Genomic DNA, 25858 nt, shown 5'->3' with positions numbered 1-25858 from the left:
ACGCCGCGAATCACGCATGCTTGACGGATGCTGCGGGTTCTAACATTCGCTAGCCCGCGGCAGCTAGCTTGCGATCGGGTCGAGGCGGACATAAGCCCGATCAATCGATCGGGCCGAATCAGTCCAGAAGGAACGAATTGCCGATGATTGAGGCATCCAGGTGAAGCGGATCATCGACGGCGCGGCCGCCTCCGGGCTGATGGAGCCGCTGACGGCGCTGGTCGTGAAGGCGGGCGAGGCGATCCTGTCGGTCAACCGCGCGGCGATGCGGGTCGAGGGCAAGCAGGATGGCTCGCCCGTGACCGAGGCCGACCTCGCCGCCGACCGCATCATCGCCGAGGGCCTGGCACAGCTCGCAGGCGACGTCCCGACGCTCTCGGAAGAGCGGGCCCAGCTCGCCTCGCCGCCGTTTGACGCCAGCTTCTTCCTGATCGATCCGCTCGACGGCACCAAGGAGTTCGTCGCCGGTCGCGACGAGTTCACCGTCAACCTCGCCCTGGTGACGTCAGGCGTGCCGCTGCTCGGCATCGTCAGCGCGCCCGCGCTCGGCGTGCTCTGGCGCGGCATCGTCGGCCGCGGCGCCGAGCGGGTGCGGCTTGACGGCGCGACCATTGGCACGGCCGAGCCGATCCACACCCGCAAGCTGCCGGCGCGGGGCGAGCCCTGGATCGCAGCGGTGAGCCGCTCGCATGGCGATCCCAGGAGCGAGGCCTTCATCGATGGCAGGCCCAACGCCGTGCGCAAGACCTGCGGCTCGGCCGTGAAATTCGGCCGGATCGCGGAAGGCAGCGCCGACATCTACCCCCGCTTCGGGCCCACCTGTGAATGGGACGTCGGGGCCGGTGCTGCGGTGGTGACCGCGGCCGGCGGCAGGGTGACCGACGGCAAGGGCGGCGAGCTGCGCTTCGGTGCGCGGCAGGCGCGCGGCTTCATCATCCCGGAATTCGTCGCCTGGGGCGATCCGCAGGCGGTAGGCCGCTACTGACCGAGCTGTTCCAGAAGCGCCGGCCAGCGCTTGCCGACCTCATAGAGGAACCGTTCGGGATTGGCGGCGAAGGCGTCGCGATTGGCCTCCCGGCTGAACAAATACAGCCGCTGCGCCGAGATCGCGAAGAAACGAGGATTGCCGGCGATGGTGACGCCGCGGGCGATATCGGCGGGATCGTAGCCGCCGAATTGCGGCCCATAGATTTCAGGATGGGCCAGGAAGGAGGCGCGGTTGCCCTCGTTGCGGAAGCGCCAGACCGCGCCCCACAGGTTCGCCTCGAACTCCGCCGTGCCCTGCACCGCCTGGCCATCGACGAAATAGGCCACGGGGTCGAAGCCTTCGATGGCGACGCCGGTGAAACGGTTGACGACGACCCGCTCGGTGGTGGCAGCCTCGGCCGGCAAGCCGGCGCCGGCGATCCATATGCCCGACAGCAGGCAGACGAGGAGCCCGATCAAGGCGATTCCGGGGCGCAAAGGGCTATCTTCCTGCCGTTGTGCCGTCATAGTTGCTACGGATAACATCCGAGTCGAGGGGACATCCGGCGCAACCTAAAGCCATGCCTGTTGGCGTCAGGTTAAGGAAGCGACCGGATTCGGTACCAGGGGTTCTTTCATGACTTTCGCATCACGCCTTGCTGCGCTCGCGCTTGCCGCGATGGTCGGCTGGATCGTGCCGGCTTCGGCCCAGACGGCGCCGCCGCCGGACCTGCCGCCGCCGCAGCGGACCCCGACGCCCAGCACCTACGGACCGGACGAGCTCGTCACGGCCGGCCACCGCTTCTTCGGCAACGTCTCGCGCGGGCTCGCCTCGATCATCGAGAAGGCGGTCAGCCAATGGGGCCTGCCCAACGGCTACATCCTGGGTGAGGAAGGTTCCGGCGCCTTCGTCGCCGGCCTGCGCTACGGCGAAGGCACGCTCTACACCAAGAACGCCGGGGATCTGCGCGTCTACTGGCAGGGCCCCTCGCTCGGCTTCGACTGGGGCGGCGACGGCGCGCGCACCATGACGCTGGTCTACAACCTGCCCGCCACCAACGCGATCTACCAGCGCTTCGCCGGCCTCGACGGCTCGGCCTATATCATCGGCGGCTTCGGCATGACGGCGCTCACCGCCAACAACATCGTGCTGGTGCCGATCCGCTCGGGCTTGGGCTTACGGCTCGGCGCCAATATCGGCTATCTCAAATACACCCCGCGGGCGACCTGGAACCCGTTCTAGGTCCTTCTGCTCCCATCCGGTTACGGATCAAGGTTAACGACAGGCCGGGGCTGGCCTTCTGCCGGCGCGCCATGGCATGGTCGTTGGTGAATTTTTCCTTAAGCTTGGGAGTTCTGCCCCATGGTCGAGCCGATCATGTACCTGGCGATCGGTTTCCTGCTGTCGATGCTGTGCGGGCTCGCCATCGTGCCGCTGGTGCATAACCGCGCCGTGCGCCTGACCACGCGCCGGCTGGAGGCCGCCACGCCGCTGTCGATGGCGGAGATCCAGGCCGACAAGGACCAGCTCCGCGCCGAATTCGCCATGTCGGCGCGGCGGCTCGAGATGAGCGTCGACCAGCTCAAGAACAAGACCACGAGCCAGCTCGCCGAGCTCGGCAAGAAGAGCGACGCCATCAACCGCATGAAGATCGAGCTCGGCGAGAAGAACGCCACGATCTTCGCGCTCGAGGCGCGCGAGAAAGCGGTGAAGGAGCAGCTCCGCGCCACCGAAGAGGAATTCAACACCAAGACCGCAGCCTTGCGCGAAGCCGAGATCGCGCTGGCCGACAAGCAGGCCGAGCTCGCCAGGATCAACTCCGAGCTCTCCGATCGCTCGATGATGGCGGAGAGCCGCCAGGTCGAGCTGCTCGCCGTGCGCGCGCAGATCGAGGAATTGAAGAACCGGGTCGGCGACGCCGAGAAGGAATTTGCCGCCACCCAGGCGCGCCTCGCGCAGGAGCGCACCGAATCCGAGACCGCCTCGCGCGAGCTCGGCGAGGCGCGTGGCCGGGTCGAGAATCTCAGCCAGCGCGTCACCGAGCTCGACCGCCAGCTGCTGTTGCAGGTCAAGGAAGCCGAGATGCTGTCCGGCCGCGTCGCCGATCTCGAAGGCCGCCTCGCCATGCAGGGCAAGCTGCTCGCCGAGCGCGAGTACGAGAACAACCAGCTGCGCCAGGCCAATGAAGCAGCCGAGCGCACCATCAAGGAGCTGCGCGTCGACATCGCCGGCTTGAGCAGCGCGAAGTCGTCGGCCGCCGTCGAGACCCTGCGGGCGGAAAAGGCCGCGCTCGAGGCCCAGCTCCGCACCGCGCGCGAGGAGCGCGCCAAGCTGCAGCGCGACGTCAATGCGATCCAGCAGCAGGCGGAGAGCTCCTGGGCGACCGAGCGCATGGAGAATGCGCTGTTGCGCGAGCGCATCAACGACATCGCCGCCGAGGTGGCCAAGCTCGCGATGCAGCTCGAAGGCCCGAACTCGCCGATCGAAGCGCTGCTGGCGGCCGAGGCCGGCCAGCCGCCGAAGCCGGCGCCGCGCCCGGCCAACGACGCCGCGACCAACGGCACGCCGAGCCTGCCCGAAGGCGGCGGAACGCTGGCCGAGCGGATCCGGGCGCTGCAGGCCCACGCCTCCCGCGCCCGCCAGCAGGGCGCGTAAGCGGCCCAAATCGCGCCTCGGCGACGGCATCGGGTGACCGGGGCGAGGTTTTCCTGACCCGCGGCACCTGAAAACTTGACACCTCAAGCCCGCACTTCTAAATCGCGGGCTCCGATGCGCCGGCCGGCCGACAAGGTCCGGCCGTCTGCATGATGGTCCCGGGCGCATAGCTCAGCGGGAGAGCGTTCCCTTCACACGGGAGAGGTCCAAGGTTCGATCCCTTGTGCGCCCACCACGCTTCGCCAGAACGCTTCGCGTGGCGCAGCCACCGCCAAGAGGCTTCGCGTGGCGCAGCCACGTCCAATCATGGCGAAGCGGGTCCGGCGGAGCTCGAAGCGTGGAGACGGACTGGGGCGTTTGCTCCCGCTCCGGCAAAACCTCGAAAACAACCCCATGCACAGTAGCCGACCTCAGCCAAATCAAGGGGTTGCGGCTTTCCCGAATTGGCCTCTGGAGTAGCCCATGGCGACCATCTTCATCACTGGCAGCACCGATGGCCTCGGCCGGGCGGCGGCGCAATCGCTGCTCGATCAAGGACACCGCGTGGTGCTGCACGCGCGCTCGGCCGATCGTGCCGACGCGCTCGGCGAACTGAGGTCGCGCTGCGCGGGGATCGCAATCGGAGATCTCACAAGCGCAGCCGCGACAAAGGCTGTCGCCGAGCAAGTCAACGCGATCGGGCGCATGGACGCGGTCATCCACAACGCCGGCGTCTACACGCGGCCAGCCCGTGGCACGACGCCGGAAGGCCATGCCGAAACGCTCGCGATCAACACGCTTGCGCCTTACATGCTGACGGCGCTGACCGAACGGCCGAGTCGATTGGTGTATCTCAGCAGCGGATTGCACCGGGGTGGAGAAGGCTCGCTCGACGACCTCGACTGGACCAGGCGTCCCTGGGATGCGGCCAAGGCCTATGCCGAGAGCAAGCTGCACGTGGTCGCGCTCGCCTTCGCGCTGGCGCGGCGCTGGCCTGGGGTCCTCTGCAACGCCGTCGATCCCGGCTGGGTGCGCACGAAGATGGGCGGCGCAGGCGCGCCGGTCGATATCGACACCGGGCAACGGACGCAAACCTGGTTGGCGGTCAGCGAGGATTCCGCGGCCCTGGTCAGCGGGCGCTATTGGCATCATCTCGCGCAGCAGCAGCCGGCCAGCGAGGCGGCGGATCCGAAGTTTCAGGACGCGCTGATCGCGGAATTGGAGAAGCTGACAGGCGTTGAGCTGCCGGCGGCGTAGGGCACGTCGGTGGAGAGAGCGGCGCTTCAGGCGACCGGCTGCGTCCGCCAGGCCGTGTAGAGACCGGCCATGGTCCCGATGGCGACCAGCGCGGCGGCCAGCAGCAGCTGCAATTCGCCATCGTCGGTGGGGCCGACGGACGACACCAGCCGGGTCACGATGACGAACAGAATACCGACGGCGGCCGCGGCTCCGACGCAGAGATAAGCGAGCTCCCGCATCAGATTGCGGCCGAGAAGCCCGAGCGCGGTGAAATACATCGCGCAGGCGTTGGGATGAATGAACAGGGCGATGCGCGCGTAACGACCGTAGGCATCGAACAGCGACTCGCATCGGCGCAAGGCCGCCTTCGAGGCCACCCGCTGCAGGAACGGCCTGAAGAAACGAGCCTGTCCGTAGCTGAGAACGGCGCCGAGGATGATGGCGAGCCACGCCACGATGAAGACGGAGCCATCCACCTTGGGATTGAGCGCCACCGACATCAGGATCAAAGCCGTTCCGGGAAAATAGCCGAAGTACGGGAACACCGCTTCCAGCAGCACGCAGACGAACATGAAGGCCGGAAACCATGCCGACCCGGTGGCGCCGTGGACGATCGCGTTCAAGTCGAACAGGCTCGTCCTGTACAGAACGAGGTACATGCATACGGCAAGGCCGGCCAGCGCGTAGAACGGCAATGCTCCCGATAGAAACCGTCTCATCCAACCATCGCGCTTCGTTTGGCGGAGACGACGGCCTCGCGCTGTTCCGGATCATGCTTTAGGCGAATGGGATTGCTCCTGTCGATAGCGCGCTTTGCTAGGCGATCGACAAAATCTCGATCTCCTGCGCGCCTGCCCCGACGATATCGCCAACCGTCTTGCCCATCAGCGACCGCGCCACCGGGGCGACGAAGGAGATCGTCCCCGCCTTCGGGTCGGCTTCGTCCTCGCCGACGATGCGATAGGTCTGCACGCGGCCGTCAGCGCGGCTGAAGGTCACCGTGCTGCCGAAGGCGACGACATCGTTCGACACCGGATCGGGAACGAGCTGCGCCGTGCGCAGCCGCTCCGTGAGATAGCGGGCGTCGCGCAAGGGCACGGCCGATTGCCGGCGCTTCTCGTTGACGTCATCGATGGCTTGCGCGGCTTCATAGGCCTCGCGGGCTTCTCGAAGCTGCGTCTGCAACGCTCGCAGGCCGGCTTCCGTCACGAGGTTGGGATGCGGCGAGATCGGGCGATCCGGCAACAGCGTCTCGGACGCGGTCTCGGCGCTTTCTTCCTTGGTAAAGGCGACGCTCAATGCAACAATCCTGTCGAACCGTTCCGGGGGCGGCGCCAGGCGACGCCGCTTGTCCCGGACTATATCTCAAGTTCGACGAAACGACGGAGCTTGAAGACGATATCCGGCAGGGCCTGACGGAACCGCGTTGCATTCTGGAAACTGGTCGAGAACGGCGCGAAGGTGATCATCGCGTTCCATTGCCGGTAGCCATAGACCGTGATCGAGGCCCCGTTTGCCGGAAAATCCTCCAGCTTGCGCAGCTCGCCCAGCACGAGATCGGCGATCGCTTCCGCAGGCAGCAGCTGTTTGCCATCCCGCGTCGTGACGACCTTTGCGGGCTGCTCGACCGGCTCCACTTTGGCCGGTGCAGCGTCGGACGCGTCCTCTTGCCGGATCGAGGTCGCCTCGGTGACGGGCGCCGAAACCGGTTCCGCTCCGTTCGCGGGCATTGTCGGCGGCGCCTCGGCGAGCGGCGGCGGTGCAACATTGTCTGCGCGCTTGTTGCCTCCGAGGATGCTGCTGATCATGGCCACAAGGCCAGCATCCTTCACGTCGTCGCTCATCATTCCCCCCGGCTTCGGCCTATTCTAGCACTGCTCCCGCAGACTGCCACCGGGGATCTGCGAGCGGAGTCCGCCTGGCAGAGGCGGTTCGTCGCAGACCATTGGTCGGAGGGCCCGGCGGCGCGAAAGCTGAGCGCGCGCCTCGTCCTTCGAGACGACCGCTTCGCGGTCTCCTCAGGATGAGGCTAAGCGGCACCAGAGCCGTTTGAAACTGGCTCAACGCACTCTGCCCTCATCCTGAGGGCCCGCCAACGGCTGGCGTCTCGAAGGATGGCCGCAAGCGCCGCCGTGCGATCCGTCACCGCTTATCGAACGGAATATATTGGTGGTATTGCTTGGGCACCGAGCTGCGATAGCGCGCGGGCACGGTGCCGGTGTCGACGGAGTGATCGATTTCCTGCTGCCGCGTCATCTTCTTCTTCGCCGGCTTCTTCGATGCGCTCTTCTTGGCATCGGTCGGCTGGCTGGCGCTGTCGGTGGTCGCAGCCGGTGCCGCCGTCGTGGCCGGCGCAGTGGCTGTCGCCGCCGGCGCGGCGGTCCCGCCGGCGGCGGGCGCGGTCTGGGCCAGCGCGAGCGGTGTCTGCATGATGAGCGCCAGCGTCGCGGTCGCGGCCAGCAAGTATGACTTTTGCATCAGAACCTCCAAAATTGCCTGATCCCAACGGGCCAAAGCTAGGCCTGCGGCATCGACGCGTGCAAGTCTGGCGACATTAGGTCCGATCCCACAGGAGAACTGTGGCCGAGATCACATTGCTCGCCAGTCCGCTGCCGGTCTCGGACGACACGGCGACCAGCAAGGTTACCGAAAAGCCGACGGGTCGTCGGCGATCACCCGAGCGGGTCCTGCCGGCATGAATGCGCCTGCTACCCCGCGACGCCGACGCCGGCCTCCGCGAGCCGCGCCGCGAACCAGCGCGACAGCGTGTCGTCGGCAGCGCTGCTGACATAGACTTCCGACATCGTCACCCGGTCCTTGTCCAGCACCAGCAGCACGCCGATCCAGTAGGGAAACCAGACGTGCACGTCGGTCAGCGCCCTCAGCTTGTGCTGGTCGTGGTCCAGCGGGGTGTGATTGCTCGCCTTGCGGATCTCGACGGCGAGCAGATTGTTCGGGATCTCGCGCTGATGCACGACGACATCGGGGTAGATCGACTTTCCCAGATGATCGTCGGTCGAGATGATGGTGCCGTGGGGCAGATGCAGCGTGCGCTCGCCGAGCCGGTCGTAATTGCAGTCGACCGACCAGCCGGCGAATTGCTTCTCCAGGTGCACGGCGAAGCGGTGCGTCAGCGCGCGCTCGCCGATGTCCTTCTCGAACAGAAAGCCTTCGTGGGCGTAGAAGTCCCTGACAGCCGCGACCACCTTGTTCAGCTCGGTCTGCATCGTGCCTCCGGGCTCATCACGCGCACGCAAGAATTCGCAGCCCGGATGGAGCGTAGCGCAATCCGGGGTTCTCGCAAGACGCACGAAGTCCCGGATTACGCTGCGCTCCATCCGGGCTACGAGGGCTGAATTCGCGGCGCGATCGGCCAGACCTACATCTGGACTTCGATCAGCCGCGGCCCGGGCTCGGCGACGGCTTCCGCCAGCGCCTTGTTGAACTCGTCGGCATTGGTGACGGCGCGGCCGGGCACGCCCATGCCCTTGGCCAGCGCGACGAAATCCAGCGTCGGACGGTCGAGCCTGAGCATGTCGTTGGCGCGCTGGCCGGGCTCGCCGGCGCCGACATTGTCGAACTCGCCGCGCAGGATCTGGTAGATGCGGTTGGCGAACACGATGGTGACGATGTCGAGATTCTCGCGGGCCTGGGTCCACAGCGACTGGATCGTGTACATCGCGCTGCCGTCGCCGACCATGGTGATGACCTTGCGGTCCGGGCAGGCGATCGCCGCGCCGATCGACAGCGGCGTCGAGAAGCCGATCGAGCCGCCCATGTTCTGCAGCCAGTCGTGGGGAGCTGCCGCCGCGGTCGGCGGGAAGAAGCCGCGGCCGGTGGTCAGGGACTCGTCGACCATGATGGCGTTCTCGGGGATCGCGCACGCGATCGCCTGCGCGATCGAGGCGAACGTCAGCGCGCCGGTCGGCTTGACCAGCTCCTGCAAAGCCTGCGGCTTGACGTCCGCAGGCCTGGCCTTCACCGCGCCGGCAAGCGCCTCGAGCGCGGCGACCGAGTTCTCGCCCCAGGAGGTCATGCGATGGACCTCGCAGCCTTCCGGCTTGAGCATGCTCGGCTTGTTCGGATAGGCGAAGAACGCCACGGGATCGTCGGACTCGACCAGCACGATGTGACGGAACTTGGCCAGCATCGGCAGCGCCTGCTCGATCACGTAATGGATGCGGTCGATCGAGAAGCGGCCGCGGCCGCGCGCCATCTTGGGCCTGAAGGTCGGGCCCATCACGGTGCAGCCGGTCTTGCTCGCGATGCGCTCGGCGAATGCCAGGCCCTGCTCGCTCAGCGCGCTGCCGGTCATCAAGAGCAGCGTGCCCTCGCCGTCGCCATGCAGGATCTTTGCGGCCTGCTCGACCGCCTGCGGCGAATAGCTCGCGCGCTGCTGCTCGGCCGGGACCTCGGCGATGCCGTCGGCCTCGTTCCACGCGGTGTCGGCGGGCAGGATCAGGGTGGCGATCTGCGGCGGCGCGCTCTTGGCGGCGGCAATGGCCGCGGCGCCGTCAGCGGCGACCGATTTGGCATCCGGCGAGGTCCGGACCCAGGACGACATCGGCCGGGCCAGGCCCTCGATGTCGGAGGTCAGCGGCGCGTTGTAGCCGATGTGGTAGACCGCGTGCTGGCCGACGATGTTGACGATGCCGGAATTGGCCTTCTTGGCGTTGTGCAGATTGGCAAGGCCATTGGCGAGGCCGGGGCCGAGATGCAGCAGGGTCGATGCCGGCGTGCCCTTCATGCGGAAATAGCCGTCGGCAGCGCCCGTCACCACGCCCTCGAACAGGCCGAGCACGCAGCGCATGCCCGGCACGCGATCGAGCGCTGCGACAAAATGCATCTCGGAAGTGCCCGGGTTGGTGAAGCAGACGTCCACCCCGCCCTTGACCATCGTCCGCACCAGGCTTTCCGCACCGTTCATTCTTTTTGCTCCGCAACCGGTCGCTTCCGGCGATCCATGCGATCAATCATTGTTCGCTCGGCCCGTCAAAGCAAGAGCCGGCATCGCGGCCCTGCCCCGCATGACGATGCGCGGGTTTGGCTAATGCTCCGTTCCGGTGGATCCGGAACGGAGCATCAGCGTCTCGTCCTGACGCGTGTTCTTGACGCCGACCGGGCGCCGCCTTGCTTGACAGCGCTTCGACGTTTTTGCGCAAATTGACGCGGTTGCCGATTTGGCGACACCATCCGTTAAGGATGCCCTGCCTCACGCGCCCGTGGCTTGCGAAATGCCCGTAAATATGGCCTGTGGCCTTTGTTGAATCGATTTTTTCTGGGGGAAGCAATGATCCGGTTTTTTGCCGCGCAGATCGCCGCAATGGCGCTCGTGCTGGCCGGCGCGGCCGACGCATCCGCGGCGGGAATGATAGACTTCACGGGCACCAGTCCCACCGGCTTTCTCGGCAGCGGCGCCAGCCCGATTCCCCGCACCACCGTCATGTACAACGGCAATTATGCGCCCGGCACGATCGTGGTGAACACGGCCGAGCGCCGGCTCTATCTGGTGCTCGGGAACGGTCAGGCGCTGCGCTACGGCATCGGCGTCGGCCGCGACGGCTTCCGCTGGGGCGGGATGCACAGGATCACCGCCAAGAAGGAATGGCCGGACTGGACGCCGCCCTCGCAGATGCTGGCCCGCCGCCCCGACCTGCCGCGCCACATGAAGGGCGGCATCGACAACCCGCTCGGCGCACGCGCGATGTATCTGGGCTCGACGCTCTATCGCATCCATGGCTCCAACGAGCCGGAGACGATCGGCCAGGCGGTCTCCTCGGGCTGCTTCCGCATGACCAACGACGACGTCAGCGATCTCTACAGCCGCGTCGCGGTCGGCACCCCCGTGGTGGTGCTGAACAACTGACCAGAGGCAAGCCCTCGTAGGGTGGGCAACGGCGCGAAGCGCCGTGCCCACGATCTTTCCGATCCGGCCACAGAGGCGTGGGCACGCTCCGCTTTGCCCACCCTACGGCACTACGGCACTGTCATTCTCTTGCGACAGACAACGCCGGGAACCGCAGGACGTGCGGCCTCGCACTCTTGTGCGCGCGGCGTGAATGCGGCAGCGTCGCACCATGATGAGCGCATCGACTTCGTCCTCTGCTGCCCTTCGCTTCGCCCTGCTGGCGTTGGCAGCGCTCACCTGCGCGCCTGAGATCGCTCCCGCCGCCGCCGGCGAATTGCCCGCGATCTCCTCGCGCCAGCGCGCCGAGAAGAAGAGCTTCACCGACGGCGAGATCGTCGACGGCTTCCTGAAGACGGCGTTCGGCGCCGAATATCACCTCGCCGGCCGCGTCGACCGCATCCGCAAGTTCGACGGACCGGTGCGCGTCTATGCCGAGAGCGACCGCGCCGATCGCAAGGCGCAGCTTGCCAAGGTCGTCGCCGACATCGGCAAGCGCGTGCAGCATCTCGACATCGCCATGACCGCGACCTCCGAAGCGGCCAATGTGCGGGTGAAGCTGGTGCGCGATCGCGACGTCTACCGCACCCTCACCAGCTTCTACGGCGCCGCGAAGGCGCGCGAGATCCGCTCCTCGCTCGACCCGCAATGCCTGTCCGGCTTCCGCAAGAACGACAATTTCGAGATCGAGCATTCCGACGTGATCCTCACCGTCGACAACGGCGATTTCGTCTTTCTCGACTGCGCCTATGAGGAGCTGCTGCAATCGCTCGGGCCGATCAACGACACCACGAGCGTGCCCTGGACCATGTTCAACGACAACGTCTCGATGGGCTATTTCGACGTGTACGACCAGTACATCCTCAACCTGCTGTACGACCCCCGCATCAAGGCAGGCATGACCCTCGCCGAGGTCAAGGCCGTGCTGCCCGCCGTGCTCACCGACGTGCGTGCCTGGGTGAAGCAGGTGAATGAGCTGAAGGAGTGAAGTGTTGCTTACCCTCCCCTGGAGGGGCAGGGCTAACGCATATGGCGCTTTGCGAGACCTGAGCGCGCGCCTCGTCCTTCGAGACGACCGCTTTCGCGGTCTCCTCAGGATGAGGCTAAGCAGCATTGGTGCTCGTTGAAACTGGTGCCGCGCACCTGGTCGTCATCCTGAGGGCCCGCCAACGGCGGGCGTCTCGAAGGATGGCCACAGGCGAGATCGCTCCCATATGCGATTGCCCTGCCCCTGGAGGGGAGGGTAAGCACGGCGCCCGCTCCGACCCTACTGCACCAGATCAGCCACAGTCGTCGCGGCCTTGAGCCCGGTGCCGGTGAGGACCGCGACCGTGGTCTCGGTCGCCTTGATCGCGCCGGCGGCTGCGAGCTTGTCCAGTGCCGCCGCCGCGCTGGCGCTGGTCGGCTCGGCGAACAGGCCCTGGCGCGCAAGGCGGCGCAGCGCGGCGACGATCTCAGCTTCCGTGAGCGCAACGGAGCCGCCGCCGCTCTCGCGCAGGGCGGCGATGATCTCGCGCAGGCGCAGCGGATGCTTGATGGCGGTGCCTTCGGCGATTGTCTTGCTCACCTCGCGCGCGACGGGCGTGTCGACGCCGGCCTGAAAGCTCGCATCGACCGGCGAGCAGTTGAGCGGCTGCGCCGCGAACAGCCGCGGCAGCTTCGATATCTGGCCGGCCTTCTTGAGCTCGCGGAAGCCGAAGGCGCAGCCCAGGAGGCTGCTGCCGGCGCCGACGGGAACGATGACGTTGTCGGGCGCGCGGAAGCCGAGATCCTCCCAGATTTCATAGGCGAGCGACTTGGTGCCTTCGAGAAAGAACGGTTGCCAATTGTGGCTGGCGTAAAAGGTCTGGCTCGACTGGCGGATGGCCTCCGCCTCGGATTCCTCGCGCGGGCCTTCGACGAGCTGCACCGCCGCGCCATAGGCGCGCACCTGCGCGATCTTGGCCGGCGAGGTCGAGGCCGGCGCAAGAATCTTCACGCGCATGCCGCCGGCGGCCCCTAAGCCCGCCATCGACGAGCCGCCATTGCCGGAGGAGTCCTCAAGAATGGCCGAGATGCCGATCTGGCGGAGGAACGACAGCATCACGGAAGAGCCGCGGTCCTTGAAGCTGCCGGTCGGGTTGAACCATTCCAGCTTGAACAACGGGCGCAGCTCGCCCCAATTCTGCTGAACCAGCGGCGTGCAGCCTTCGCCGAGCGTGATCGGGTTTGCGATCTCGACCGGCAGTGCGGCCCGGTAGCGCCAGAGCGAGCGCGTGCGACCATCGATATCGTCACGCGAGATGCCGGCGCCCGGCGTCACCAGCAGCGGCGTGCGCTCGTCCGAGCACCAGCGCGGCTGGTCGAGGGGATAGAGCTGTCCGTTGCGGGGGTCGATGTAGCTGGCGGGCATGGGGGTCTCCGGGGGCAGAGCCGATCCGGTCGATATGTCCGAAGCTGCAGGTTTTATCCAGTCACCTGTTGGGGCATCCGAGACGCCGCCCACCCCTTCAAAAATGATAACAATTACATAGATATAGGAAACATCTGGCGCCCTTCGCCGATCCGAACGAGCGCGGGGATGGGTCGCGGCCGCCGCGCACGATTAACTTGTCTGTCGCTCGCCGCGGTTACAATATGTTGGATTGAGCTTGCGCCGCCGGTTTCGGCCTCGCAAGCGAGCCAGGCCCGTCCGAGCGGCGGGCCGTTGGCTTTTTGGGAGCCTGGACATGAGCCGCGCCAACCGTACCGACCACATCCGCCTCACCTCGCATCCGGAGCCGGGCAAGAAGTCCGCCTTCCCGATCCACTGGGGTGCCACCGAGGCGCGCGCGCGTGGGCCGGTCATCGGCACGGTGTCGCGCGCCGGCGATCGCAACGTGATCGGCAGCCATGGCGGCTCCTACGCGATGTACCGTGCGCTCGCGGTGTCCGCCGGCGCACTCGATCCGATCCGCCGGCCCGACCTCACCAACACGTTTCCGGCCGCGACCATCGGCCCCTTCCCGCAATGGCAGGATCCGACCAAGATCGTCGCGCTCGATCCCTGGGGCCATCTCGTTGCCGAGAACTTCCGCCAGGAGATCACTGAGGGCGCGGACATCCGGCCGAGCATCGCGGTGACGCGGGCGCGGCTGGACCTGCCGGAGATCCGCGAGGCGCTCGCCGCAAAACGGCTGCGCGCCGACGGCGAGGTGGTGCATGCCAATGGCAGCGTCTCCGTGGTGAAGATCGCGATCGATCCGGTCTGGTACCTGCCCGGCCTTGCGACGCGTTTCGGCACTGGCGAGACCGAGCTGCGCCGCACGCTGTTCGAGCAGACCGCCGGCATGTTCCCCGAGCTGGTGACGCGGCCGGACATGAAGGTGTTCCTGCCGCCGATCGGCGGCACCACCGTCTACATGTTCGGCGACGTGACGAAGCTGCCGGACCATCGCACCAGGATCACCTGCCGCGTCCACGACGAATGCAACGGCTCCGACGTGTTCGGCTCCGACATCTGCACCTGCCGGCCCTATCTGATCCACGGCATCGAGGAATCCGCCCGCGGCGCGCAGGAGGGCGGCCTCGGGCTCGTCGTCTACAACCGCAAGGAAGGCCGCGCGCTCGGCGAGGTAACCAAATTCCTGGTCTACAACGCGCGCAAGCGCCAGGAGGACGGCGACGCCGCGGCGGCCTATTTCGAGCGCACCGAATGCGTTGCCGGCGTGCAGGACGCGCGCTTCCAGCAATTGATGCCGGACACGATCCACTGGCTCGGCCTCAAGCGCATCGACCGCTTCCTGTCGATGAGCGACATGAAATACGATGCGCTGACCTCGCAGGGAATCGACATCGTCGAGCGTGTGCCGATCCCGCCTGAGCTGATCCCGGCCGACGCCCATGTCGAGATCGCCGCGAAGAAGGCCGCCGGCTATTATTCGACCGACATCGCGCCGGAGAAGGACGTCGATGGCGTGGTCGGACGTTCGCTGGAAAAATACTGATCGCGCCATGGCGGACGCTTTGGAACGACAGGCCCGCTCCCTGCTCAGCGCAGGAGCGGTGCGCACGCGTGCCGGACAGATGCTCGATATCGGCCTTGCCGGCGGCCTGCACCACTTCACTGTTGACCTCGATCGCATGGATGGTGTCGCGGAGGCCGTGCTCGCGGTGACGCGACAGGCCTATCCGACGCTGGAGATTCCGTTCCATGCGCGCTGGCGGCATTTTGTGACCGGCGGCGTCGACCGCTGGGCAAGGCTTGCGGACGCGGCGCCCCGGCCCGATCGCGCGACACGGGCGCGCGCCGAGTTCGACCTCGCCATCGTCAGCGTGCTGCTCGACGCCGGCGCGGGCGCGGCGTGGCGATATCGCGATGCTGTGACGGGACAAGCCATCGGCCGTTCGGAAGGGCTTGCGATCGCGAGCCTCGACATGTTCGCGGGCGGCCTGTTCTCGGGTGACGTCCGTGCGCCGTTCAGGGCCGATGCGGACGTGCTGGCAAGACTGCCGCTCGCCTCCCTCACCTCCGCCTTTCAGGTCAGCGATGCCAATCCGCTGCTGGGCCTCGAGGGACGCGTCGACCTGCTGCGGCGTCTGGGCACCTTGGCGGCAGAGCGCGCAGACGTGTTCGGCCTGCGCGACGCGCCACGGCCGGGCGGCCTGTTCGATCACATCGCGGCGCAGGCGAAGGGCGGCGCCGTTGCCGCGCCTGCGATCCTCGCCGCAGTGCTGAACCAGCTCGGACCGATCTGGCCCTCGCGGCTCGAGCTTGCGGGCGTCCCGCTCGGCGATTGCTGGCGCCATCCGGCGATCAAGGCCGACGACGCGACGGCGGGCCTCGTGCCGCTGCACAAGCTGTCGCAATGGCTGAGCTATTCCCTGATCGAGCCGCTGCAGCGCGCCGGCTTCGACGTCACCGACATCGACGGCCTGACCGGGCTGGCCGAATATCGCAATGGCGGCCTGTTCGTCGATCACGAGGTGCTGCGCCTGCGCGATGGCGCCGATGCCGGGCGCGCGCATGCAGTGGATTCGCTGCTGGTCGTGGAATGGCGCGCGCTGACGGTGGCACTGCTGGACCGGCTTGCGGACCTCATTCGCGCCAAGCTCGGCCGCACGGCGGAGACCTTGCCGCTCGCCAGCATCCTGGAAGGCGGCACCTGGGCCGCGGGCCGCGCGATTGCATTTTCGCGTCGTCTCGATGGCTCGCCGCCGCTCAAGGTGATCAGCGACGGCACGGTGTTTTAGAGAATGGATAGAGATTTTCGACCACGCGCGTCATTGCGAGTGCAGCGAAGCAATCCAGGGTCCCACCGCGGAGAGATTCTGGATTGCTTCGCTGCGCTCGCAATGACGTCTCGGTGAATTTCAGGAGCATCTCATCATGGAAGGCGTCACGATCGTCGATCATCCGCTGGTGCAGCACAAGCTGACCCTGGTGCGGGACAAATCCATCTCGACCAAATCGTTCAGGGAGCTGATCAAGGAGATCGGCATGCTGCTGTGCTACGAGGTGACGCGCGATCTGCCGCTCACTGATACCGTGATCGAGACGCCGCTGGCGACGATGCATTCGGCCAAGATCGCCGGCAAGAAGCTGGTGTTCGTGCCGATGCTGCGGGCCGGCACCACCTTCGTCGACGGCATGATGGACCTGGTGCCGACCGCGCGCGTCGCCCATATCGGCCTCTACCGCGAGCCGCACAGCTTTGCGGCGGTCGAGTATTTCTTCAAATCGCCGTCCGACCTCAGCGAGCGCCTCGCCATCGTGGTGACGCCTGTCGTCGCGACCGCCAACACGGCCGTCGCCGCCATCGACCGGCTCAAGGAGCGCGGCGCCAGGGACATCCGCCTCGCCTGCCTGATCGCAGCGCCGGAAGGATTGGAGCGGCTGCGCGGACTGCATCCGGACGTTCCGATCTGGACCGCAGCGGTGGACGAGGGCCTCGACGAGAACGGCTTCATCCTGCCCGGCCTTGGCGATGCCGGCGACCGCGCCTACGGAACGCGATAGGTCTCTCGGCGGCGTTTCGCCCGCTTAGGAACAGCTTCGATCGCGCGCGGTTCTCCTGCTTTCAGGATGGAGAACTCGATGACCTATCAGGACAATGACCGCAGGGCCGACAGAGCGCGCCGCAACAGCCCGACCGGCTGGGCGATCGGCGCGATCTTCGTGATCGCCGTGATCGCGACCGTCTTCTTCTACAATGGGCGCGAGGTCGGACCGCAGGCGACGTCGACCAGTCCGAGCAATGCGCCGAGCGTCACCACCGGCTCGAACGCGCCGGCTGCGCCGGCGAAGTGATCGGCGGTCCGCTCACACCTTCCCGCTGCCGCAGATCAGCTTCAGCGACTGCCACTCCTTATCGGTCAGCAGCGGCGGGCCGGAGGCCGGGCGGTCTTCCCGGGTCATGCGGGCGAGGCGGTCCTCGGTCAGCGGGTGGCTGGCGAGGATCGTCGTGAGCGTCGAGCCGCCTTCCTTGCCGGTGATGCGGAACATCAATTCGGCGGCGGGCTTCGGCGAGCGGCCGAGCTTGTGCATGACCTCGATCGCGAACGTGTCGGCGGCGGTCTCGGCCTCTCGCGAATAGGAGGCTTCGACCAGGCTGCGCGAGGCGAAGATCACCGCGGACGAGCCGGTGACGTCGCCGAACAGGAGGCCGATCAGGAACGAGGTGCCGCCGTTGTAGATCAGCCCGCGCATGTTGTCGTAATGCTTGAGATGACCAAGCTCGTGCGCGAGGATGCCGGCGAGCTCGTCGGGGCTTTCGGCCTTGTCGAGCAGCCCCTTGAGCACGTAGACCTTGCCGCCCGGCAGCGCGAACGCGTTCGGCACCGAGGTCGGCAGCACGCCCGCGGTCATGGAATCGTCGTCGAGGCCGGCGGCGTCGCGCAGGCGATTGACGAGCTTGGTGAAGGCGGCCTTGCCGGCGGGATCTTCGCACGCATTGCGGCCGAAGATGGTCTTCACCTGCACTTCGGCGGCGTCGCCGATGCGCCGTTCGACGGGTTTCGGCACCAGCGGCGCCAGACGATCGGCGGCGAGCGGCACGCCGAACAGAACGACGCAGACGATGGAGACGGCGGCGGCCACCGACCAGCCGACGATCTTCGCGACACCACGGCGCGAGGTCCTGTGCTCGTCGAGCCGCATGCAGCGCGCCGTCACGTCTGCGGCGAGCGCAGCGTCGCGGATTTCCAGCCGCGCCAATGGCGGCGCGGCGGTGCACGACAGCCGCAAGATGCCGGACGGACTGTCGGCGCGGCGAATGTCGGCGTAAGCCCAGCGAGCCGGCGCCCCGCCCTCCTCGGCAATCTCCAGCGCATCGCCGAACCCCAGCGTGACCTGCCGCCTCCGGCTCGACGTTCCGTCGAAGAAGATGGTCGGCTTCGCTGACTGCGCCGGCGCCGCGGCAAATGTTTCACTCACAGCCTAGAATCCCGCGACATCGAGCCCGTCGGCAAAGCCTTCGCCGAGCGCGCTGGCAAGTTGGCCGCTGCCGCGCACGTCCGCCGCGGCCGCGATGTCGTGCACCTCGACGGTCTCGAGCACCTTGGCCCAGAGATCGCGCTGGAGATAGACCCGCATCACGATGTTGATCGCGAGCGCCAGGGCGAAATAGCCTGCTACCATCATCACCACCATCGGGATGCTCTTGGTGCCGTTGTCACCGGCGAAGATCTCCTCGGCCGGAACGCCGCTCAGCTGAACCAGCAGCAAGCCGCCGACGCCCATATAGGCAGCGAAGGCGAACGTGAGCAGCATCCACCAGCCGACCACCTTCCAGTACAGGCCGTAGAAGGCGTCATGAGGCAGGTCCGAGGACAGGCTGACGCCGCCGATGCGGATGCCATCCAGCCACCAGCGCCATTCGCGCGCCTTGAATTCGGCATAGAAGAACGGCGCGAGCGGGAAGATCACGACCGCGATCGGGCTGAGCAGCCACAGCCACCAGGCGCGCTTGAAGAAGGTCCAGCCATCGCCCTCGAAATCGCCGCGCAGATCGCCGTAATGGCTGTGCTGCATCTTGTAGCGTTCGAGCGCGGCCTCGCGCCACGGCAGCGCCAGGCCGAGCGTCAGCAACACCAGCAGACCCCAGGCCATGGCTCGGAACGAATAGGCCCAGCCCGAGCCGTCCATCCAGAACCGAACGCCGCGCCAGACTGTGCGCGTCAGCCGGTAGCGTCGCGCGCGAAAGATTGCGAACTGACCGAAGGCGTAGAAACCGATGAACAGCGGCACCGAGGCAAAGCCCTGCCAGCGCTCGAACTCGATGCCAACAAGGAAATAGGCGAGGTAGATCGGCACCAGGATCGCGAGCGCGAACAGGAAGCCGACCAGAAGCTCCCTGGCCCGCCCGGTATATTCGGCGGCATCGCCGTCGATCGCACTGTGCGCCCACAGATGACGGCGAATGTCGGTGACGAGCCAGAACCGGTAGAAGCCGAAGGTGACGAGCTCCAACATGGCACCCTTGGTGACCATTTTTCGGAAGTCGGAGCGGTTGCCCGAAAACTCGACCCGCGTCGGCGGCAGCGGCGGCGGAATGGGCTCGGAGCCGATCGGGGTCCATTGCATGTCGTTCACGGCGGCAACCTCGGGATGTCGGTCTGTTCCAATCAAACTATAGATCAGAGATTGGTCGATCCCCAACACGGCCGGGTTCGATTTACCTCGATTCCAATCGATTTCTGGCACGATTTCACGACGAACGGTGTGCGGGGAATCACGCTGTGAGGGTCCCGTAGCCCGGATGGAGCAAAGCGCAATCCGGAGTTGCCCCAAGCGCAGCCGGCCCCGGATTACGCTTGCGCTCCATCCGGGCTACGCGTCTGCCCAGCCCTCTCGCAAAAGTTGGATGTGGCAAAACTCTCCCTTGCTCCGGCGCAGACAACCGGCTGTAATTGCAAATTAAATACCGCAGCGCAGAATTCAACGAGAACGCGCGGTTCGTGCCAGGGAGAACGGTCATGCATGGGACCATGAGCGCGGCCAAGCTCGACGCATTGCGCGATCGCGCCAGTTCGTTGCCGCTGGAGCAATTCGATCCGGGCGATCCTGAATTGTTCAGGACCGATACGTTCTGGCCCTATTTCGATCGCCTGCGCCGGGAAGACCCCGTGCATTATTGCAAGGACTCGATGTTCGGGCCGTACTGGTCGGTCACGCGCTACAACGACATCATGGAGATCGAGACCAACCATGCGGTGTTCTCCTCGGCCTCCGCGCTCGGCGGCATCACCATCCGTGACATCGATCCGGACCTGCGCCGCGAGAGCTTCATCTCGATGGATCCGCCGCGTCATGCCGCGCAGCGCAAGACCGTGGCGCCGATGTTCACGCCGACGCACCTGGACAATCTCGCGCTCAACATCCGCAAGCGCTCGGCCGAATGCCTGGATAATCTGCCGCGCGGCGAGGTGTTCGACTGGGTCGACCGTGTCTCGATCGAGCTGACCACGCAGATGCTGGCGGTGCTGTTCGACTTTCCCTGGGAGGACCGCCGCAAGCTGACGCGCTGGTCCGACATCGCCACCACGATTCCCGGCCCTGACGGCCTCGTCGCCACCGACGAGGAGCGATTGGCCGAGCTTGGCGAATGCGCGGCCTACTTCTCCCAGCTCTGGAAGGAACGCGCCGGGCAGCCGCCGAAGAGCGACCTGCTCTCGATGATGGCGCATGGCGCCGCGACCCGCGACATGGATGCCAAGAACTTCCTCGGCAATCTCATCCTTCTGATCGTCGGCGGTAACGACACCACGCGCAACACCATGTCCGGCTCGCTTCTCGCGCTGAGCCAGCATCCGGAGCAATATCGCAAGCTGCGCGAGAATCCGGCGCTGCTCGACAGTTTCGTCCCCGAGGTGATCCGCTGGCAGACGCCGCTGGCGCATATGCGCCGCACCGCGCTCTCCGACTTCGAGTTCCGCGGCAAGCAGATCAAGAAGGGTGACAAGGTCGTGATGTGGTACGTCTCGGGCAACCGCGACGAGGAGGCGATCGAAAAGCCCTACGATTTCATCATCGACCGCGCCCGCCCGCGCACCCATCTGTCCTTCGGCTTCGGCATTCACCGCTGCGTGGGCTTGCGGCTTGCCGAACTCCAGCTCAAGATTATCTGGGAAGAGATCCTTAGGCGGTTCGACCATATCGACGTGGTCGGCGAGCCCAAGCGGGTCTATTCGAGCTTCGTTAAGGGTTTGGAAGAGCTGCCGGTGAAGATTGCGGCGTGAGTCAACTCCTTCTCCCACTAGCGCGGAGAGGCGAAGCAAGAGAACAACTGGAGCCACGACGATGAACATCCAAGCGCCGGTTAAGGTGGACAAGGCCGAACGCATGCGCAGGGCCCGCGAGGAGGCCTATGCGACGCCGCTGTCGCAATTCCATCCCGGCGCGCCCCGGCTGTTCCAGGACGACACGCTGTGGCCGTGGTTCGAGCGGCTGCGCAAGGAAGAGCCGGTGCATTGCTGCACCAACGCGCCGATCGAGCCCTACTGGTCGGTGGTCAAGTACAACGACATCATGCATGTCGACACCAATCACGGCATCTTCTCCTCAGACTCCAAGCTCGGCGGCATCTCGATCCGCGACGTGCCGGAAGGTTACGACTATCCGAGCTTCATCGCGATGGACCAGCCCAAGCATTCGGCGCAGCGCAAGACGGTGTCGCCGATGTTCACCCCTCAGCATCTGGACGAGCTCGCCAAGCTGATCCGCCAGCGCTCGCAGACCGTGCTGGACAACCTGCCGCGCAACGAGACCTTCAATTTCGTCGAGCGCGTCTCGATCGAGCTGACGACGCAGATGCTCGCGACCCTGTTCGACTTCCCCTGGGAGGAGCGGCGCAAGCTGACGCGCTGGTCGGACGTCTCGACCGCGCTGCCCAAGAGCGGCATCGTGGCCAGCGCCGAAGAGCGCCGCCGCGAGATGGACGAGTGCTACGCCTACATGTCGAGGCTCTGGAATGAGCGCGTCAACTCGGAGCCGCGCAACGATCTGCTGTCGCTGATGGCCCATAACGACGCCACGCGCCATATGGACCCCGACAATCTCATGGGCAACATCATCCTGCTCATCGTCGGCGGCAACGACACCACGCGCAACACCATGACCGGCTCGGTGCTGGCGCTGAACGAGAACCCGGAGCAGTACGACAAGCTGCGCGCCAATCCGGAGCTGATCGACTCCATGGTGCCCGAGGTGATCCGCTGGCAGACGCCGCTCGCGCATATGCGACGCACCGCGCTAGTGGACACCGAGATCGGCGGCAAGCCGATCCGCAAGGGCGACCGCGTCGTGATGTGGTACGTCTCCGGCAACCGCGACGAGGAGATGTTCGACAGGCCGAACGAGTTCATCATCGACCGCCCGCGCCCGCGCACCCACCTCTCCTTCGGCTTCGGCATCCATCGTTGCGTCGGCATGCGCCTCGCCGAGCTGCAGCTCAAGATCGTGTGGGAGGAGATGCTGAAGCGCTTCGAGCGCATCGAGGTGGTCGGTGAGCCCAAGCGAATCTATTCCAGCTTCATCAAGGGGTATGAGACGCTGCCGGTGCGGATTCCGGGGTAGGCTCTCATCCGCTGTCGTTCGCTCCCTCCTCCGTCATTGCGAGGAGCTCTTGCGACGAAGCAATCCAGACTGCCGCCGCGGAGGGATTCCTGGATTGCTTCGCTACGCTCGCAATGACGAGATTGTGAGTGCATCTGCGCGCCACACCCGCAGTCCCCCGCAACCCAGCTATAAAATTCCGGCATGACAGCTCGCGCCAGATGCGAAGGCAAGTCGTCGCCCGAGTGTTCTACCACAACGCCATCTAACTCAATTTGATGTCCCACACCCCGTCCTTGCGGCAGGCGGCGACCTCCTCGCGCAGGAGCGCCGTGACGGCGAGCGAGGCCGTCGAGACCGGCCGGTCGATCGGAGAAGCGAAAATGAGCTCGCGCGTCATCGGCTTTGAGACGGAAGCGGTTTCCAGCCGGCCCTCCGCGACCTCGCTATGGACCGACGAAGGCGGCAGCAGCGCGAAGCCGAGACCTTCCTCGACGAGGCTCGTCAGCACGCGGAAGGAATCCGCCTCGAGCTGGACGTTGAGCTTGATCTTGCGTTGGGCGGCTGCGTGCTCGATCAGCGCGCGGAGGCCGTGCGAGTGAGAGGGCAGCACCAGCCGCTGCCGCAGCAGCCAGCCAACATCGACGCTCTTCTTGCGCGCAAGGCCGCAGCCGCGCGGGCCGACCGCGACGATGTTGTCGCGCCCGAGGCTCTCCACGTTGAGATGCAGGTCGGCGGAGCGGCCGTAGAGGATGGCGAGGTCCATCTCGCCGCGATGCAGCCATTCGACCAAATGGCCGCTGTAGCTCTCGACGATGCGCAGCGAGATGCCTGGAAACTTCTCGACGCAGCGCCGCGCAAAGCGCGCCGACAGCACGCAGCTGACGGTCGGAACGAGGCCGAGCACGACCTGGCCCGAAGGCGGCCCCTGGGACGACTGGATGTCGTCGCGGATCTGGTCGATCTGCCGCACGATGCCGGAGGTGCGCGCCAGCAGCAGCCGGCCGGCTTCGGTCAGCACCATGCCGCGGCCGTTGCGGGTGAAGAGTTCGGTGCGCAGCTCGTGTTCCAGCAGCTTGATCTGCCTGGAAAGCGCCGGCTGCGCCACGCGCAGCGTGTCGGACGCCTTGGACAGGCTGCCGAGCTCCGCCACGCAACTGAAGGTCCTGAGCTGCCGGAAATCCATGCTTGCCAATCCTGGAAGGCTACTCCATACGCTATAACAAATGAGCATAGGGGGCTGGCATTGTTTTCACAACGCCAGAGGATCGGCCGGCGTTATCTTAACTGCCGCTACCAACGGGAAACGCCATGAGCGATGAACACCACACCGAAGATTACGCCGATATCCGCGACGCCGTCGCAAAGCTCTGCGCCCAGTTTCCCGGCGAATATTGGCGCAAGCTCGATCGCGAGATGGCCTACCCGAAGGCCTTCGTCGATGCGTTGACGCAGGCCGGCTATCTCTCGGTGCTGATCCCCGAGGAATATGGCGGCGCGGGCCTGAAGCTGTCGGCGGCCGCCGCGATCCTGGAAGAGATCCAGCGCGCGGGCTGCAACGGCGGCGGCTGCCATGCCCAGATGTACACGATGGGCACGGTGCTCAGGCACGGCAATGCCGAGCAGAAGGCCAAGTACCTGCCGAAGATCGCGAGCGGCGAATTGAGGCTGCAGGCCTTCGGCGTCACCGAGCCGACCAGCGGCACCGACACCTCCTCGCTGAAGACCTTCGCGCGCAAGGACGGCAACGACAGCTACATCGTCAACGGCCAGAAGATCTGGACCAGCCGCGCCGAGCATTCCGACCTGATGGTGCTGCTGGCGCGCACCACGCCGAAGGAGCAGGCCAAGAAGCGCACCGACGGCCTGTCGGTGTTCATCGTCGACATGCGCGAGGCCAAGAACAACGGCCTGGAAATCCGCCCGATCCGCACCATGATGAACCACGCCACCACCGAAGTGTTCTTCACCGATATGAAGGTGCCGGCGGAGAACCTGATCGGCGAGGAGGGCAAGGGTTTTCGCTACATCCTCTCCGGCATGAATGCCGAACGCATCCTGATCGCCGCCGAATGCGTCGGCGACGCCAAATGGTTCATCGCCAAGGCGACCAACTACGCCAAGGAGCGCAGCGTTTTCGGACGGCCGATCGGCCAGAACCAGGGCATCCAGTTTCCGATCGCCAAGGCCTACGCCTCGATGCGCGCGGCCGAGCTGATGGTGAAGGAAGCCACTTGGAAATATGAGGCCGGGCTCGACTGCGGCGCCGAGGCCAACATGGCCAAGATGCTGGCGGCCGATGCCTCCTGGGAAGCGGCGAACGCCTGCATCCAGACCCATGGTGGCTTCGGCTTTGCCGAGGAATACGACGTCGAGCGCAAGTTCCGCGAGACGCGGCTGTACCAGGTGGCGCCGATCTCGACCAACCTCGTGCTCTCCTTTGTCGCCGAGCACGTGCTCGGCATGCCCCGCTCGTACTGAGGCGCCATCATGGGAGCACTTGACGGGATCAGGGTGATTGCGGTCGAGCAGGCGGTGGCGGCGCCGTTCTGCTCCTCGCGCCTGGCGGATGCCGGCGCCGAGGTGATCAAGATCGAGCGGCCCGAGGGCGATTTCGCCCGCGGCTATGACGCGGCGGCCAAAGGCCAGAGCAGCTATTTCGTCTGGCTCAACCGCGGCAAGCAATCCGCGGTGGTTGATCTCACGACGAAGGAAGGCCGCGACGAGCTGGAAAAGCTGATCGCAAGCGCCGACGTGCTGATCCAGAACCTCAAGCCCGGCTCGATGGACAAGCTCGGCTTCTCCCGCGAGCGGCTGTTGAAGGACTATCCGAAGCTGATCTCCTGCACCATCACCGGCTATGGCGACGAGGGTCCCTACGCGCATCGCAAGGCGTATGACCTCCTGATCCAGGCCGAGAGCGGGCTGGCCTCGATCACCGGCAATCCTGATGGCGCCTCGCGCGTTGGCATGTCGATCGTCGACGTCGCCACCGGCGCCACCGCGCATGCGGCGATCCTGGAAGCGCTGATCGCGCGCGGGCGCACCGGCAAGGGCGCCGACATCCGCATCTCCATGTTCGACGTCATGGCGGATTGGTGCACCGTGCCGCTGCTGAACTCCGAAGCGGGCAATCCGCCCAAGCGCATGGGCCTGCGCCATCCCTCGATCGCGCCCTATGGCGTGTTCACGTCGAAGGACGGCAAGGACATCCTGATCTCGATCCAGAGCGAGCGCGAGTGGAAGACGCTGTGCGCCAAGGTGCTGGATCAACCGGATCTGCCGGCCGATCCGCGCGTCGCCAACATGGTCGAGCGCGTGCGCAATCGCGACTTCACCGACCAGACGGTCGCGGACGCCTTCGGCAAGATGACGCGCGACGAACTGCTGAAGCGGCTGTCCGATGCCGACATCGCCTTTGCCGAGGTCAACACCATGGCCGATCTTGCCAAGCATCCGCATCTGCGCCGCATCGAGGTCGACACGCCGCAGGGACGTGTCAGCTATCCCGCGCCGGCACCGATCGTCGTCGGCGAGACGCGCAACTATGGCGCCGTGCCCGCGATCGGCGAAAAGCCCCAAGCCAGGAAATAGCAGAGCG

At 66.1% G+C, this 25858-nt stretch carries 25 protein-coding genes and 1 tRNA gene; 15 read left to right on the top strand and 11 right to left on the bottom strand.

Going from position 1 to position 25858, the window contains the following annotated elements:
• The first annotated feature begins 160 nt into the window (after positions 1 to 160).
• A complete protein-coding gene (locus K410_RS0109230; protein ID WP_049819975.1) occupies positions 161 to 985 on the top strand; it encodes a 3'(2'),5'-bisphosphate nucleotidase CysQ family protein in 825 nt (274 codons plus the stop codon).
• Here the strand turns inward: K410_RS0109230 and K410_RS0109225 are convergent.
• Positions 979 to 1464, bottom strand: a complete 486-nt coding sequence (locus K410_RS0109225; protein WP_028134578.1) for a YHS domain-containing (seleno)protein — start codon at positions 1462 to 1464, stop codon at positions 979 to 981. The two genes, K410_RS0109230 and K410_RS0109225, sit on opposite strands and share 7 nt — an antisense overlap.
• Before the next feature lie 139 nt (positions 1465 to 1603).
• Here K410_RS0109225 and K410_RS0109220 point away from each other — a divergent pair, with 139 nt between their 5' ends.
• From K410_RS0109220 to K410_RS0109205, 4 genes are all read left to right on the top strand, one after another.
• Positions 1604 to 2209 carry a DUF1134 domain-containing protein gene (locus tag K410_RS0109220; RefSeq protein ID WP_028134577.1) on the top strand — a complete coding sequence of 202 codons (606 nt, stop codon included), beginning with the start codon at positions 1604 to 1606 and terminating at the stop codon, positions 2207 to 2209.
• 120 nt (positions 2210 to 2329) lie between these two features.
• A complete protein-coding gene (locus K410_RS0109215; protein ID WP_028134576.1) occupies positions 2330 to 3622 on the top strand; it encodes a coiled-coil domain-containing protein in 1293 nt (430 codons plus the stop codon).
• A gap of 160 nt (positions 3623 to 3782) precedes the next feature.
• Positions 3783 to 3857, top strand: a tRNA-Val gene (locus K410_RS0109210).
• Between the two features lie 227 nt (positions 3858 to 4084).
• A complete protein-coding gene (locus K410_RS0109205) occupies positions 4085 to 4858 on the top strand; it encodes an SDR family NAD(P)-dependent oxidoreductase (RefSeq protein ID WP_028134575.1) in 774 nt (257 codons plus the stop codon).
• Positions 4859 to 4884: 26 nt separating this feature from the next.
• On the opposite strand, the gene K410_RS0109200 is transcribed toward K410_RS0109205, so the two are convergent.
• The 6 genes from K410_RS0109200 to K410_RS0109175 all read right to left on the bottom strand — a co-directional run bounded on the left by K410_RS0109200 (position 4885) and on the right by K410_RS0109175 (position 9767).
• Entirely contained in the window at positions 4885 to 5559 is a 675-nt protein-coding gene (locus K410_RS0109200) for a hypothetical protein (RefSeq protein WP_028134574.1), read from the bottom strand.
• Positions 5560 to 5656: 97 nt separating this feature from the next.
• Positions 5657 to 6139 carry a transcription elongation factor GreA gene (gene greA / locus K410_RS0109195; RefSeq protein ID WP_028134573.1) on the bottom strand — a complete coding sequence of 161 codons (483 nt, stop codon included), beginning with the start codon at positions 6137 to 6139 and terminating at the stop codon, positions 5657 to 5659.
• A 59-nt stretch (positions 6140 to 6198) separates the two neighbouring features.
• Positions 6199 to 6684, bottom strand: a complete 486-nt coding sequence (locus tag K410_RS0109190; protein ID WP_028134572.1) for a hypothetical protein — start codon at positions 6682 to 6684, stop codon at positions 6199 to 6201.
• 298 nt (positions 6685 to 6982) lie between these two features.
• Positions 6983 to 7318 (bottom strand): hypothetical protein, encoded by a 336-nt coding sequence (locus K410_RS0109185; protein ID WP_028134571.1) that lies wholly within the window; start codon positions 7316 to 7318, stop codon positions 6983 to 6985.
• A 230-nt stretch (positions 7319 to 7548) separates the two neighbouring features.
• Positions 7549 to 8067 (bottom strand): hypothetical protein, encoded by a 519-nt coding sequence (locus K410_RS0109180; RefSeq protein WP_028134570.1) that lies wholly within the window; start codon positions 8065 to 8067, stop codon positions 7549 to 7551.
• Between the two features lie 152 nt (positions 8068 to 8219).
• On the bottom strand, positions 8220 to 9767 hold the full coding sequence (locus K410_RS0109175) for an acetolactate synthase large subunit (protein WP_028134569.1): 1548 nt from the start codon (positions 9765 to 9767) through the stop codon (positions 8220 to 8222).
• Between the two features lie 363 nt (positions 9768 to 10130).
• Here K410_RS0109175 and K410_RS0109170 point away from each other — a divergent pair, with 363 nt between their 5' ends.
• Together K410_RS0109170 and K410_RS0109165 are read left to right on the top strand one after the other, a co-directional pair.
• Entirely contained in the window at positions 10131 to 10706 is a 576-nt protein-coding gene (locus K410_RS0109170; protein ID WP_028134568.1) for a L,D-transpeptidase, read from the top strand.
• Positions 10707 to 10920: 214 nt separating this feature from the next.
• The gene (locus K410_RS0109165) at positions 10921 to 11733 is read left to right on the top strand and encodes a DUF2927 domain-containing protein (protein ID WP_028134567.1); all 813 of its coding nucleotides are present in this window, start codon (positions 10921 to 10923) and stop codon (positions 11731 to 11733) included.
• A 279-nt stretch (positions 11734 to 12012) separates the two neighbouring features.
• On the opposite strand, the gene K410_RS0109160 is transcribed toward K410_RS0109165, so the two are convergent.
• Positions 12013 to 13137 carry a threonine synthase gene (locus K410_RS0109160; RefSeq protein WP_028134566.1) on the bottom strand — a complete coding sequence of 375 codons (1125 nt, stop codon included), beginning with the start codon at positions 13135 to 13137 and terminating at the stop codon, positions 12013 to 12015.
• 316 nt (positions 13138 to 13453) lie between these two features.
• On the opposite strand from K410_RS0109160, the gene K410_RS0109155 reads away from it, so the two are divergent.
• The 4 genes from K410_RS0109155 to K410_RS0109140 all read left to right on the top strand — a co-directional run bounded on the left by K410_RS0109155 (position 13454) and on the right by K410_RS0109140 (position 17013).
• Positions 13454 to 14710 carry a GTP cyclohydrolase II gene (locus K410_RS0109155; protein ID WP_028134565.1) on the top strand — a complete coding sequence of 419 codons (1257 nt, stop codon included), beginning with the start codon at positions 13454 to 13456 and terminating at the stop codon, positions 14708 to 14710.
• 7 nt (positions 14711 to 14717) lie between these two features.
• Positions 14718 to 15956, top strand: a complete 1239-nt coding sequence (locus tag K410_RS0109150; RefSeq protein ID WP_028134564.1) for a URC4/urg3 family protein — start codon at positions 14718 to 14720, stop codon at positions 15954 to 15956.
• Positions 15957 to 16092: 136 nt separating this feature from the next.
• A complete protein-coding gene (gene upp, locus K410_RS0109145) occupies positions 16093 to 16722 on the top strand; it encodes a uracil phosphoribosyltransferase (RefSeq protein WP_028134563.1) in 630 nt (209 codons plus the stop codon).
• 78 nt (positions 16723 to 16800) lie between these two features.
• Positions 16801 to 17013, top strand: coding sequence for a hypothetical protein (locus K410_RS0109140; protein WP_028134562.1), 213 nt, complete (start codon positions 16801 to 16803; stop codon positions 17011 to 17013).
• A gap of 12 nt (positions 17014 to 17025) precedes the next feature.
• Here the strand turns inward: K410_RS0109140 and K410_RS0109135 are convergent, their stop codons facing one another.
• A complete protein-coding gene (locus K410_RS0109135; protein ID WP_028134561.1) occupies positions 17026 to 18138 on the bottom strand; it encodes a M48 family metallopeptidase in 1113 nt (370 codons plus the stop codon).
• Positions 18139 to 18141: 3 nt separating this feature from the next.
• Positions 18142 to 19296 carry a DUF898 family protein gene (locus K410_RS0109130; RefSeq protein WP_049819974.1) on the bottom strand — a complete coding sequence of 385 codons (1155 nt, stop codon included), beginning with the start codon at positions 19294 to 19296 and terminating at the stop codon, positions 18142 to 18144.
• A gap of 383 nt (positions 19297 to 19679) precedes the next feature.
• Here K410_RS0109130 and K410_RS0109125 point away from each other — a divergent pair, with 383 nt between their 5' ends.
• The gene (locus K410_RS0109125) at positions 19680 to 20942 is read left to right on the top strand and encodes a cytochrome P450 (RefSeq protein ID WP_028134559.1); all 1263 of its coding nucleotides are present in this window, start codon (positions 19680 to 19682) and stop codon (positions 20940 to 20942) included.
• A 61-nt stretch (positions 20943 to 21003) separates the two neighbouring features.
• Complete coding sequence (locus K410_RS0109120; protein ID WP_028134558.1) at positions 21004 to 22278, top strand: cytochrome P450; 1275 nt, start codon at positions 21004 to 21006, stop codon at positions 22276 to 22278.
• A 244-nt stretch (positions 22279 to 22522) separates the two neighbouring features.
• Here the strand turns inward: K410_RS0109120 and K410_RS0109115 are convergent, their stop codons facing one another.
• Positions 22523 to 23443: a LysR substrate-binding domain-containing protein gene (locus tag K410_RS0109115; protein ID WP_028134557.1), complete on the bottom strand. Its 921-nt coding sequence runs from the start codon at positions 23441 to 23443 to the stop codon at positions 22523 to 22525.
• A gap of 125 nt (positions 23444 to 23568) precedes the next feature.
• Here K410_RS0109115 and K410_RS0109110 point away from each other — a divergent pair, with 125 nt between their 5' ends.
• Together K410_RS0109110 and K410_RS0109105 are read left to right on the top strand one after the other, a co-directional pair.
• Complete coding sequence (locus K410_RS0109110) at positions 23569 to 24738, top strand: acyl-CoA dehydrogenase family protein (protein ID WP_028134556.1); 1170 nt, start codon at positions 23569 to 23571, stop codon at positions 24736 to 24738.
• Positions 24739 to 24747: 9 nt separating this feature from the next.
• A complete protein-coding gene (locus tag K410_RS0109105; RefSeq protein ID WP_028134555.1) occupies positions 24748 to 25851 on the top strand; it encodes a CaiB/BaiF CoA transferase family protein in 1104 nt (367 codons plus the stop codon).
• Positions 25852 to 25858: the final 7 nt, after the last annotated feature.

Source organism: Bradyrhizobium sp. 22, assembly GCF_000482425.1.
GTDB lineage: Bacteria > Pseudomonadota > Alphaproteobacteria > Rhizobiales > Xanthobacteraceae > Bradyrhizobium > Bradyrhizobium japonicum_B.
Note: the sequence above shows the minus strand (reverse complement) of the source record. Positions and strands in the feature narration are given on the sequence as shown.

Bases quoted from the DNA above. Each gene is read 5' to 3' on its own strand.
- K410_RS0109175 (WP_028134569.1), bottom strand. From the start codon at position 9,767: ATGAACGGTGCGGAAAGCCTGGTGCGGACGATGGTCAAGGGCGGGGTG.
- K410_RS0109120 (WP_028134558.1), top strand. From the start codon at position 21,004: ATGAACATCCAAGCGCCGGTTAAGGTGGACAAGGCCGAACGCATGCGC.
- K410_RS0109105 (WP_028134555.1), top strand. From the start codon at position 24,748: ATGGGAGCACTTGACGGGATCAGGGTGATTGCGGTCGAGCAGGCGGTG.
- K410_RS0109140 (WP_028134562.1), top strand. From the start codon at position 16,801: ATGACCTATCAGGACAATGACCGCAGGGCCGACAGAGCGCGCCGCAAC.
- upp (WP_028134563.1), top strand. From the start codon at position 16,093: ATGGAAGGCGTCACGATCGTCGATCATCCGCTGGTGCAGCACAAGCTG.
- K410_RS0109205 (WP_028134575.1), top strand. From the start codon at position 4,085: ATGGCGACCATCTTCATCACTGGCAGCACCGATGGCCTCGGCCGGGCG.
- K410_RS0109150 (WP_028134564.1), top strand. From the start codon at position 14,718: ATGGCGGACGCTTTGGAACGACAGGCCCGCTCCCTGCTCAGCGCAGGA.
- K410_RS0109125 (WP_028134559.1), top strand. From the start codon at position 19,680: ATGCATGGGACCATGAGCGCGGCCAAGCTCGACGCATTGCGCGATCGC.
- K410_RS0109160 (WP_028134566.1), bottom strand. From the start codon at position 13,137: ATGCCCGCCAGCTACATCGACCCCCGCAACGGACAGCTCTATCCCCTC.
- K410_RS0109220 (WP_028134577.1), top strand. From the start codon at position 1,604: ATGACTTTCGCATCACGCCTTGCTGCGCTCGCGCTTGCCGCGATGGTC.
- K410_RS0109110 (WP_028134556.1), top strand. From the start codon at position 23,569: ATGAGCGATGAACACCACACCGAAGATTACGCCGATATCCGCGACGCC.
- K410_RS0109170 (WP_028134568.1), top strand. From the start codon at position 10,131: ATGATCCGGTTTTTTGCCGCGCAGATCGCCGCAATGGCGCTCGTGCTG.
- K410_RS0109200 (WP_028134574.1), bottom strand. From the start codon at position 5,559: ATGAGACGGTTTCTATCGGGAGCATTGCCGTTCTACGCGCTGGCCGGC.
- K410_RS0109115 (WP_028134557.1), bottom strand. From the start codon at position 23,443: ATGGATTTCCGGCAGCTCAGGACCTTCAGTTGCGTGGCGGAGCTCGGC.
- K410_RS0109185 (WP_028134571.1), bottom strand. From the start codon at position 7,318: ATGCAAAAGTCATACTTGCTGGCCGCGACCGCGACGCTGGCGCTCATC.
- K410_RS0109165 (WP_028134567.1), top strand. From the start codon at position 10,921: ATGAGCGCATCGACTTCGTCCTCTGCTGCCCTTCGCTTCGCCCTGCTG.
- K410_RS0109215 (WP_028134576.1), top strand. From the start codon at position 2,330: ATGGTCGAGCCGATCATGTACCTGGCGATCGGTTTCCTGCTGTCGATG.
- K410_RS0109180 (WP_028134570.1), bottom strand. From the start codon at position 8,067: ATGCAGACCGAGCTGAACAAGGTGGTCGCGGCTGTCAGGGACTTCTAC.
- K410_RS0109190 (WP_028134572.1), bottom strand. From the start codon at position 6,684: ATGAGCGACGACGTGAAGGATGCTGGCCTTGTGGCCATGATCAGCAGC.
- K410_RS0109155 (WP_028134565.1), top strand. From the start codon at position 13,454: ATGAGCCGCGCCAACCGTACCGACCACATCCGCCTCACCTCGCATCCG.